Genomic DNA, 10,781 nt, shown 5'->3' with positions numbered 1-10,781 from the left:
GAATAATAAAGGGCGAATTAATCGCCCTTTTCTTTTGTTCGCTTGGATGTCGCATAACGAAACTATTATGTTAAATAGAATATTATGTAAGTTGCCTACGCAAATGTTGTTTGCCGTCACGCGACATATAGGTTGTCATTTGCGACAATTGTATGCGCTCATCAAACTTCAATGATCTATCATCAGCATTATACTATTGTGAAGTTTACGCAGCTCGTTTAATAAGCGTTTGGCGATAATCTTGTGCAACAAAGCCTACTCAAATTAATAGTGCAATACTAATCCAATTATTTTATTAGGATAGAATTATATTTTTCTGGTAAGAGACCATATTCACCCCATGTAAGGTTCTCAACACATAGCCCTATACCATTAGGAGTAATTTTACCCCAAAAAATTACTATGCGACCTTCTGAGTTGTCATTAATACCGTGTTTCTTTTGAATACCATTTAAGTCTTTAAAATAAAAGTCTTTTATCAGGGGGTTTGATACTAATCTAGTCATTCTTACATTACTATCAGTACCTTGACCAGCAACAAATGAGCCTCGAATTACTCCATAATACAATTTAGGTTCATCATCTTCATCAATAACATCTTCGATATTATGTAATACTTCTTTTAATAATATAGCAGCATTTGCATTTGGTAGATAAAAGTATTTATAGTAATTTTCATTAAATTTTCTACAAATTCCAGCTACCGTTGAAATTTTTGTTGGCAAGTCTAGGTTTTCACCATTATGTCTAGATATAGGGACGGCTGAGATTGGCCCATCCACATCTTCGATTGCTGTTTGATCGTACTCATCTACTTCAGAATCATCTTCAGCAGGAGCTTCTGATTTAAATTTATGAATGATTGCTAATTGTTTATTTTCGATAGCTTCTAGTGCCTGCTCTTCTGTCTCATATAGTTGACCTTCTGGTTTTGGTACTCTTAATTTACAGTCAACATCACTATAAGAAGGCAAATGAGAAAAAAAAGCTTCTCTCCCATTTGTAAAAAAATCTTCAACTAAAGGTCTTCTAGTTAAGGGGGTTAAACATATCGGACAAAATATTTTATCTTTCATCGATACATCAAACTCTTTAGCTATAATACTTGTGGCATTTCTTCGTAAATGATCTTTATTTCCTGTTTCGTAATTCCAGCCAATTAAATACAGGGCTGATTTAATTCTATTATCTGACATTATTTATTCCTTATAAATTATTTGTAATCTAAATAGTCAATAAACACTAAGTTGAGAAGACACAACCTAGTGTCTAAAGCTAATAAGAAATTTTATCTATTTCTAAATCCATGTGCTTTAGCTTGTAATACAACATAGACTGAAGTTATTGATAAAATACACATTGCTATTGTGAATGATGATGGGCCGATTTTTTGAAGTAATACACCACCTAGCAACCCTCCTCCAGCAACAGCCAAATTAAAGACAGTAACTAACATGGACTGAGCAACATCAGCACCTTCACCAGCTGTGTCAGCAATTGCTGTTTGCAATAAAGTTGGAGCTCCACCAAAAGTTATACCCCATAATGCGATACCACAAAGTACTAGCCAAGCATAGTTACCATTACCACCTAGCCCTATAAGAATGGCAGCAACAGCAAAGCCCGCTAAACTTAGTAAAGTTAATAGGCGTAATGATCTATCAACCCAAACACCAGTAACCCAAATCCCAATGATTGAGGATACACCGAATAATAAAAGGACTAGATCCACCCTGTCACCAAGACCTACCGAGGTTAAATAAGGTGAAATAAAGGTATACAAAACATTATGTGCAAGTATCCATAAGAAGATTACTGTTAATACTGAGCGAATACCTGGATGTAAAAAAATCTCTTTGATTGACTGGCGTTTTTCTGCAACCTGTCCAGAAACGTTTGGAATTGCAACTCTAATCCAAATTAATAGAAGTAACGCGAGTAGAGAAATGATCCAAAATACACCTCTCCAACCAAACATACTTCCCAACCAAGTCCCCAAAGGTACTCCCATACATAAAGCAATTGGTTGTCCTACACCAACAATAGCCAATGCTCGCCCCTGTAAGTTAGTAGAGACCATACTTCTAGCATAACCTGCCAGTACCCCCCAAATAATTCCTGCTGACATCCCTGCGATAAAACGAGCAACTAACACAACAATATAGCTAGAAGATAAAGCCGTTAAGGTATTGAAAATTAATAGTCCGCTTATTGCCATTAAGAACAATGGTCTTCTAGACCAACTGCGAGTAGCAGCAACGACAGGAATAGCAGCTATTACAGAACCTAGAGCGTAAACAGATACTAATTGTCCTGCTAAAGCTTCTGTTACCTGTAAATCTCTACTAATCAAAGGTAATAAACCAGCTGGAATTGTTTCTGTCATAATTGTAATAAAACCAGCAAGCGTAAATGCTAGAAGCTTTAAAATTGGAATATCTTCTTTAGAGGTACTTACAATATCTGCTGTAACAGAGTTTTCTTGTATAGTCATAGTCCAGCCTTTAATATCGAGGTACTTTATTTAGCAAATTTGAACGATTAATAATCTCTGTTAAATATACTTCACTTTTCCATTTTTCTGGATGAATAGGCTCTAGTGCTATAGAAATAACTTCATCATCACATTCAAAAATACTTTGAAGTAATTTTGATATAGTATTATTAATATCTTCCTTTTGATCATCAGTAATTTGACGTTCAAAATACTTAATATTGACATGAGGCATAGTGTTATTCCTTATGCAGTTTTACATTCAGTTAATTTTGAAGTTTTTATTTTTTCAATAAGTTCTATTAATTCATTCACACCTGTTTTTAGAACTTGATAATGATCAAAATTTAATTGTAATAACAATGGCTTATCTATTAAGTTTTCCATTACCTCTTCTATAAACGAATAATCATCACCTGGTGCTTTAAATATAGAAATAGGGGCTTTAATTCTATGTTCTAACATTTCATTGAATGTATATTTAAATTCATATGTAAGTTCAACGATTTTTGTAATTCTTTCAATTAATGAGGTTTCTAGAGTAGGTATTTCCATCATGATCAAATTAATAAAATCAACTTTTGAATTCACTAGCTTAAATTCATTTATTACATCTAAAGATGGTAAATAACCTAGAAAAACTGAATATAAAATTGATAAGAATGCATTATCAGAATATAAATATTCTCCATTACTTCTATAGGCAATATCTCTTGTATTAGGTGAACCTGGTGCTATCAAGATTAACTCATCCACTATTTCTCCCATTTTTTCTAACTGGTAGGCTACTTCAAAAGCTACTCTTGCTCCAAAAGAATAACCCCAAAGTGTATATGGACCTTTTGGCTGCTGCTTTTTGATCATAACAACATCTTTTTGCGCCATTTCAGCTATAGTTGAATAAGGCTGTTCATGTTCATTAATTCCAAATGCCTGTACACCATAGAATGGTCTTTCATTACCAGTAGCTTGTGCCAATGTTCGTAAATTCATTGGGTAACCACCTAAACCAGGCCAGCAAAATATTGGTCTTTTAAAATATTTACCATTATTGAGATTCACTAGCCGAGAATATTCATTCTGTGTTAGTGCTTTTACTTGAATTGCTAAGGCTTCAACAGTTGAATAACTAAATATAGTTTGGAGAGGCAATCTAGTATTCAAATTTTGGTTAATGGAATGAATTAATGATATGGCTAATAAAGAATCACCGCCTACTTCAAAAAAGTCATCTGATACAGAAACTTCATTCAATCCCATAGCCTCTTTCCAAATTTCTGCAATCTCTATTTCTAAAGTATTACGAGGTAATATGATCTCCCTTTTAAGCTGAACCGACTTAATAGTTGCTTTCAAAAGTTCAATGTTGACTTTTCCATTCGCAGATAAGGGTATTTCATCCAGCATTACAATCTGATTGGGAACCATATAATTAGGTAAAATATTTTCTAGATCTTGTTTTAATATTTCAGATGGACCTTTCAAATGTATGGAATCTTCTTTCATTCCTTCACCAAGAATTTGTTCACTACTAATTCCACCCGCTAAAGCAAAATATGAAGATTTATGAATTAAGCCAATTTCACTAAACAAAAACTCTAATCGTTTTGCTGTAGCTAAATCATTACCTGTCTTAGAACTATATCCTGAAGCCATCAAACCAATTTTTTCATTATTCATTTGTAGAATCTGTAATTGGCGTCCTAATTGGATATAGTCATCCCATCTGCTCTCATTCAATTTGACTAAAGCTATACCAAAACTTGCTTGCTCATAAGTCCTCTGATTAATTGCTATAACATGTTTTTTTTGTATAATCTCTTTCGTCAACTTAGATAAGGAACCTTCCTTGTAGTGATAAATTCCCTGCTCTAGATCACTCACATTGTTAACTTGAATAAATAAATCTAAGTCAGTTTTGATATTTCGATCCACAAAGCTAACTATTGGATAACTTCCTAAATAACGATGGCCTTCGCCACATTCTAAGTCAGTCATAATTTGATTTTTGGTAAACCCCAAACCTACCCCTAAACCATATTCTGGTAGCACTACATCTAATAACCCCAAGACATGACCTGCCTCCATTTCTAAAACTTCAATCACATTATTTTTATATACAGCCTCAATAGCTGTTTCCTTACCTACAAAATGCATTAATAGCTTTGTAGTGCCTTGTTCTGGTAATTCTTTTATTATTTTAAGTTCATGATTTATTTGATTAAAATAATATAACCCAGCATCTAATCCTTCTACCCCTTCGATTTCAAGGTAAAGTTGATGTGCATACAAAGCTCCTGGCGAGGCATAAGCGTACTTAGGTAGCAAACGATGCTCACTATAAAAAGGCCCCAAATTCCGAAGAATCTCACCAAGGATAGCGAAAGTTATTTGCTGAACATTTATCGCTTTTACTTTTTTTCTTTGATGTTTGCTTTCAATTAGATTTATTATTTTTTTTCGATTAATAGTTTCTCCTTCAAAAAACCTATATGTTTTACGTGCAAAAGCCTTCTTATATTGTTCCTTAGTTGGCTCCTTACCTAACAACTGTATAGTTGGCTTTTCAAGATCGCTCTTTACATTGCGTAACCCCAATTGACTCAATTGTGCTTTTACTTGTGTACGACTTGATTTTGAAAGATGATGACCTCCATGTGTACCTTGATCCATAAGAATTGCTTCTCTAGGATTCAATTCAACACAAGCAATTAAACTTTCAAAACCAGAATCACCATCTTTATTAACAAATATAGCTGCATTTTTTACCCAATCATGGTTTTCGACAGCGACCCTAATTTCATCCAACTCAATTCGATAACCACGAAGTTTTACTTGATTATCTACTCGTCCTACAAATTGCACACTACCATTAGCATTCCAACTTGCGAGATCCCCTGTTTTATACAACCTTACAGGAGTAATAGAATCTTTTAAGTTAAGGCTAATAAAGCGTTCTTCTGTTTGTTCTGGTCTATTTAAATAGCCACGAGCAACCTGCATTCCTCCAATGTAAAGTTCACCAATTTTATCAGTATCTGTAATAAGTTCTCCAGTTTCATGATCCATAATATAATATGAAGTATTAGATACAGGGAAACCAATTGATACAACCTTAGGAGAATTTTTTAAATACTCCTTACATACAGTTAAAGCTGAGGTATTAATCGTACATTCAGTTGGCCCATATAAATTAACTAGTTTGCAATTAGGAATAATATTCATAAAAGTTTTAGCAAGTTTTCTAGTTAAGGCCTCTCCACCGCTAAAAACATATATTAATGAGCTACAACTTATGAATTCAGCTTCATTAATTAGTGCCTGCAATAATGTAGGAACACATTGTAATACTGTAACATTATGCCTTTTGATTGCTTCAATCATTGCAAGAGGATCACGATAAATATCAGGTTCGCCCATAATTACTGTTGCACCAAGTACAACTGATAGTATCTCCCATTGGGCGGCATCAAAGCTCATCGGTGTTTTTCTTAAGACTACCTGATCTTGATTAATTTTATAAGTCGACTTTAACCAAAGAAGTTGATTAACTAGATTTTTATGTTCTATTTCTACCCCCTTAGGTTTTCCAGTTGTTCCAGATGTATAAATCACATAAGCTAATGAGTGAGTACAAACACTCAATGCAGCGTCATTTAAAGGCGATGCTATTTGTAAATTATCAGTTGTTATAAATGTGATATCTTTTAGATTTAATTCTTGTAAACTTGGCAATAACTCTGATTGAGTAAATATAATTTTTAATCCTGAGTCTTCAATCATATAACGAATTCTTTCTTCAGGATATTCTGGAGCTAAGGGTAAATAAGCACAGCCTGCTCTTAAAATACCTAATGTACCAATCATCATATCAATTGAAGGCTCAACATAGATCCCAATGCAACTATTTGGGCTAATTCCATCAGCTTTAAGTTTTTTTGAAACTAATTGGGTTTTAGCTGATAACTCAGAAAAAGTTAATTTTTCTTCTTCTGTGCTAACTGCTATTTTATGTGGATATTGAAGCACTTGTTTTTCAAACAGATCAATTACTGTTTTTGGTTGAATTTCTATCATTTTTTTACTTTCGTAATCTATTGTAGCGATATTGCTTTTATCTAATAAACCTATATTTTTCAATGATGTGACTTCCTAGAATAATATTTTATTTATTTCTAATTACGTTTTCTTGGATGATTATTCGGTGTAAAAGATATTTCTACATCGTTAAAAACAATATGCAATAAAAATTGATTTTTATTGTATCAATCATTCCAAAACCACTAAAAAAAAATCAATATTTTTCTAGTAGACATCCAAAGTTCATAATTTTATCTGCTATCCCACTTTGACGAAGTGCATGCCAATATAAAACCACATTATTAGAAATCACGGGTTTATTTAACCATTTCTCAGCAACCATTGCTGCTCTTGCCATAGCTACATTAGTTCCTACCTGTACAATGGCTTCAATTTCTGGAGAGTCAACAGCTTTTATTGCTTCAAAAATTTGATTTTCAGAAATATGTGAAATGAGGGCTGGTGTTGAACCACCAAGCCCTCGAATAGCTAGTACTTCATACCCATTATCTGTAAAAAAGCGGCTAACGGTATTATCACCTACAGGTAAATATGGAGTAAGTACAGCAATCTTTTTAATCCCTCCCAATACATCAAATGCTGACTTATATGCGTCAGGACTTGTTGTAACAGGAATACCTTTGCTCATTGAATTAAACGAATCGACAACTTTCTCATGACTACCTAATCCATCCCAGTAGCTTTCAGGTGAAACACCAATAATAATTCTATCTGGTTTACAAGTGATTAAACTCTGTATAGCACCTTCAGTAGATGTTCTAATATTATTGATAACACTCTGAAAACCAGGTTGTTGATCCATTAATTCATCTTTGATCAACATTCTACTAGTATGGTTAGTAACACCATAAGGTCTTAAAGCCTCTGTTTCTGGTTGCATAGATGTATTTGTAGAGGGAAGAATTAACCCCATTTTTAATCTATACCCTAATGAATCGTTCATTTATTTCTCACAAAGCCGATATTAAATATCGGCATATTTAAAATTATTTATTTTGGTATTAGGTGTGGATAATCTTATTTAGCAAAGTAACTTGCAGCCATATCCTTAGCGCCATATCCAGCTTTCTGAGCACGTTTGAATCGCGCAAGTCCTGCTTCCACACCATCAACATTAACACCAGCGTGTTTAGATGCATCTAAAACTAGTTCAGTGTCTTTGACTGCATTGTCCAAAGAGAAACTTGCATCATAATTACCTGCTAAAATTGCAGCTGATTTGAGCTGAAAATACATGTTGTCCATAGGACCGCCTTTAACTACTTCTACCACTAAAGCTGGGTCAACATCTAAGGCTTGAGCGATTGATAGACTTTCAGCAATACCATGAGTTAAAGCAAAGGCCCAGCTATTTAATGCAAGCTTTAATTTACTACTTACTCCACTCTCATTAGAAACCCACACTGTACGTTGACCAATTGCATCAAAAACTGATTGGGCAGTATCTTTATAGTCCTCAGGACCAGAAGCAATAATTACTAGTTTTCCTTGTTCTGCTGGACCCTTAGTACCTTGAACAGGAGCATCATAGTATTTTAGAGAATTATCATGAGCAAATTCTTCTAGTTGTGAATTTGCACTAATGCCCACGGTACTTGCTTGAATCCAAATAGTATTCTTAACTAATTCAGGTTTTGCCAAATTCATCGCATCTAATACAGCTTGTCCGTCTTTAAGCATTGTTAATACAATATCGGCTTCTTTAACAGCATCTTTTGCGTGCTCATATACAGTTATGTTTGACTCTTCTAAAGCTTTAGCTTTTTCATAGGTACGATTCCATGCATTGACATTAAAACCATTTTTTTTTAGGTTTCTAGCGATTGCCGCTCCCATAATACCCGTGCCTAAAACCGCAATTGTCTTTGCTTTAGATTGTGATGCTTGAGTCATTGTTACTTCCTTTCTTTGTAGCTAATAAAAAATTATGTTTGTTTAAGTTGTACTACTTTTTAGATAGACAGATAGTTTTGTACCAATCATTCCAAAATAAATTAAAAAAATATGCTTTTTCACCTCAGATATTGAATTAAAACTGTATTTATTAGACATAGAAATATGCCTTGGAGTATTAACAATTTAGCTATTAACACTACAAGAAATATTTGCAATATTATTAATTAATTTAAATAGCACTTATAGCAATATCAACAATGTCTACAAGCCTTTCAGAATGACATTTTTTTTCACTACCTTTACTCACGACCCGAATCCCTTGGATTGTGCTAACAATAAATCTAGCTAATGCATCAGGTTTTTTTGTAGCATCAATTTCACCATTAGCTTGGCCACGCAGTATTAACGTGCTAATTGCTCTTTCCATTCTACTTAAATTCTTTGCTACTAAATCAGCAATACCCTCATCATGTCTTGCCATTTCTAATGATGCATTAGCTACCATACAACCCATGTTCTCAGTATCATTAAGCTCTTCTGAGACAATTTTCATAAGTAAACGACGTATTAATTCTTTAACAGTCCCATCCTCAGATAACATAGCTATATTACAAGCAGTAATTTCATAATAACGCTTTAAAGCAAATTCATAAACTCCATATTTACTTCCAAAAGCATTATAAAGACTCCCACGTCCTAGACCTGTGCCCTCCACTAAGTCTTGAATACTAGTTCCTGCATATCCTCTTTGCCAAAAAACTTTCATAGCAGCTTCTGCTATATCGTCTTCTTCAAATTCTTTTGGTCTCATTTTGAAACTCTTTCTGGAATGATCGTTCAAAAAAATATATCATTCACATGACCGAAACGTCAATAGAAAAATCTTATTAACAATATTTATCGAGAAATAAATTTTATGAGTAGAATTACACGCATGGGTTCAGATCAAGCACAATATGCAGAGTCAATATCAATTCCAAGTGATACTTCTTTAGTTTACGTAAGCGGAATTCTTGCAGACATTGCAGATTCTTCAGCTCCAGCTGATACAATTAAAGCTTATGGGGACACACAAACGCAGACCATATCTATATTAAATAAAATTAAAACTATTCTTGAAAAACAAAATCTTAAGATGAATAACGTCATTCAATTAAGAGCTTTTTTAGTTGGAACTGAAGAGCATGAAGGAAGATTAGATTTTAAAGGATTTCAAAAAGCTTACGCTGAATTCTTCACAGATTCTGATGTACAAACCAAACCAACAAGAACAGCGATTCAAGTAGTAGGTTTACCACTACCAGGAACTCTTGTTGAAATTGATGTTATTGCTGCTAAATCTTAATATTATAGGTATTTGTGCAAGTTTAGTTTTACTTGCATAAATACCTTAAAATTGCAGTTAAAAATACTTAAGAATAAAATGCTAAATGTTGACTAGATTTAGCATCATATTTCTTAATCTAAGCCTATAGACTATGAGTTACCTTATAAAAATAATGAACTTAATAAAAAAAACTTTATTGATTAAATAATTGTTTGAAGAATGAGTGAGGAGTTAATTACTTCTGAAACATTTACTTCAAGTGATTGAATAAATTGAGTATAAAAGTGACAACTTATATGTCGTTGAAGGTTGATACTCTCTGTCATGACAACCTGTAATCTATTGATTATTATGATGTAGAAATGACAACTTATGTGTCGCGTGACGGTTTGCAATAACTACCTAATTATTAGAATTTGACTAATTTATATTTAGAAAAAAGTTAACATAGAAAATAAGCTGTAATTTTCTATGTTAATTTCGTTTAAATTCTAACCCTCTCATTTTCCAACTCGCTCAGGTTATAATAATGGCCTCCCAAAATATGATTGATCTATTATGAATACCTCCAATGACCCTTTACACGGCAAAAAACTTGCCGACATTTTGGATGAATTATTGGATTACTACGGCGGCTTTGAAGGCTTAAGTCGTAAAATTGAAATTAGATGTTTTTGTATAGATCCAAGTGTTAAATCATCATTGCGATTCTTACGTACCACACCATGGGCACGTGAAAAAGTAGAAAACTTATATTTGTATGTCTTACGCCAAAAAGCTAAACAGAAATCGTAACTATCAAAACCTTAGCCTCAGAACTTTAATTAGTGGTGGACTGCCACCACTCTCTTAGACAAAATTTAGTCTATTCTTAAGACCTTTTTTGTAGGAAAATATGTATTCATAGCTAGGTTCATGAACCAAATTTTTTATAAGTTATCACTTAGTGCTCTAAGTAATTAA

General features: G+C 33.3%; 9 protein-coding genes. 2 read left to right on the top strand and 7 right to left on the bottom strand.

The window, feature by feature from the left end:
- Positions 1–287 precede the first annotated feature (287 nt).
- From MKI85_RS06955 to MKI85_RS06925, 7 genes are all read right to left on the bottom strand, one after another.
- Positions 288–1,196 carry a hypothetical protein gene (locus MKI85_RS06955; RefSeq protein ID WP_241626283.1) on the bottom strand — a complete coding sequence of 303 codons (909 nt, stop codon included), beginning with the start codon at positions 1,194–1,196 and terminating at the stop codon, positions 288–290.
- A 92-nt stretch (positions 1,197–1,288) separates the two neighbouring features.
- The gene (locus MKI85_RS06950; RefSeq protein ID WP_241626281.1) at positions 1,289–2,494 is read right to left on the bottom strand and encodes an MFS transporter; all 1,206 of its coding nucleotides are present in this window, start codon (positions 2,492–2,494) and stop codon (positions 1,289–1,291) included.
- A gap of 10 nt (positions 2,495–2,504) precedes the next feature.
- Positions 2,505–2,729 (bottom strand): tautomerase family protein, encoded by a 225-nt coding sequence (locus MKI85_RS06945; protein ID WP_241626279.1) that lies wholly within the window; start codon positions 2,727–2,729, stop codon positions 2,505–2,507.
- An 11-nt stretch (positions 2,730–2,740) separates the two neighbouring features.
- Positions 2,741–6,634 (bottom strand): amino acid adenylation domain-containing protein, encoded by a 3,894-nt coding sequence (locus MKI85_RS06940; protein ID WP_241626278.1) that lies wholly within the window; start codon positions 6,632–6,634, stop codon positions 2,741–2,743.
- Positions 6,635–6,788: 154 nt separating this feature from the next.
- Positions 6,789–7,538: a maleate cis-trans isomerase family protein gene (locus tag MKI85_RS06935; protein WP_241626276.1), complete on the bottom strand. Its 750-nt coding sequence runs from the start codon at positions 7,536–7,538 to the stop codon at positions 6,789–6,791.
- A gap of 74 nt (positions 7,539–7,612) precedes the next feature.
- Positions 7,613–8,488 carry an NAD(P)-dependent oxidoreductase gene (locus tag MKI85_RS06930; protein ID WP_241626274.1) on the bottom strand — a complete coding sequence of 292 codons (876 nt, stop codon included), beginning with the start codon at positions 8,486–8,488 and terminating at the stop codon, positions 7,613–7,615.
- Positions 8,489–8,720: 232 nt separating this feature from the next.
- A complete protein-coding gene (locus tag MKI85_RS06925; RefSeq protein WP_241626272.1) occupies positions 8,721–9,302 on the bottom strand; it encodes a TetR/AcrR family transcriptional regulator in 582 nt (193 codons plus the stop codon).
- 123 nt (positions 9,303–9,425) lie between these two features.
- On the opposite strand from MKI85_RS06925, the gene MKI85_RS06920 reads away from it, so the two are divergent.
- Both MKI85_RS06920 and MKI85_RS06915 read left to right on the top strand, forming a co-directional pair.
- Positions 9,426–9,836 carry a RidA family protein gene (locus tag MKI85_RS06920; RefSeq protein WP_241626270.1) on the top strand — a complete coding sequence of 137 codons (411 nt, stop codon included), beginning with the start codon at positions 9,426–9,428 and terminating at the stop codon, positions 9,834–9,836.
- 540 nt (positions 9,837–10,376) lie between these two features.
- Positions 10,377–10,613, top strand: a complete 237-nt coding sequence (locus tag MKI85_RS06915) for a VF530 family protein (protein ID WP_016141020.1) — start codon at positions 10,377–10,379, stop codon at positions 10,611–10,613.
- Positions 10,614–10,781 lie beyond the last annotated feature (168 nt).

It is taken from the genome of Acinetobacter zhairuonensis (assembly GCF_022601715.1).
Taxonomy (GTDB): domain Bacteria; phylum Pseudomonadota; class Gammaproteobacteria; order Pseudomonadales; family Moraxellaceae; genus Acinetobacter.
This window is presented reverse-complemented; position numbering and strand designations above follow the sequence as displayed.

Bases quoted from the DNA above. Each gene is read 5' to 3' on its own strand.
- MKI85_RS06930 (WP_241626274.1), bottom strand. From the start codon at position 8,488: ATGACTCAAGCATCACAATCTAAAGCAAAGACAATTGCGGTTTTAGGC.
- MKI85_RS06920 (WP_241626270.1), top strand. From the start codon at position 9,426: ATGGGTTCAGATCAAGCACAATATGCAGAGTCAATATCAATTCCAAGT.
- MKI85_RS06945 (WP_241626279.1), bottom strand. From the start codon at position 2,729: ATGCCTCATGTCAATATTAAGTATTTTGAACGTCAAATTACTGATGAT.
- MKI85_RS06935 (WP_241626276.1), bottom strand. From the start codon at position 7,538: ATGAACGATTCATTAGGGTATAGATTAAAAATGGGGTTAATTCTTCCC.
- MKI85_RS06950 (WP_241626281.1), bottom strand. From the start codon at position 2,494: ATGACTATACAAGAAAACTCTGTTACAGCAGATATTGTAAGTACCTCT.
- MKI85_RS06925 (WP_241626272.1), bottom strand. From the start codon at position 9,302: ATGAGACCAAAAGAATTTGAAGAAGACGATATAGCAGAAGCTGCTATG.
- MKI85_RS06915 (WP_016141020.1), top strand. From the start codon at position 10,377: ATGAATACCTCCAATGACCCTTTACACGGCAAAAAACTTGCCGACATT.
- MKI85_RS06955 (WP_241626283.1), bottom strand. From the start codon at position 1,196: ATGTCAGATAATAGAATTAAATCAGCCCTGTATTTAATTGGCTGGAAT.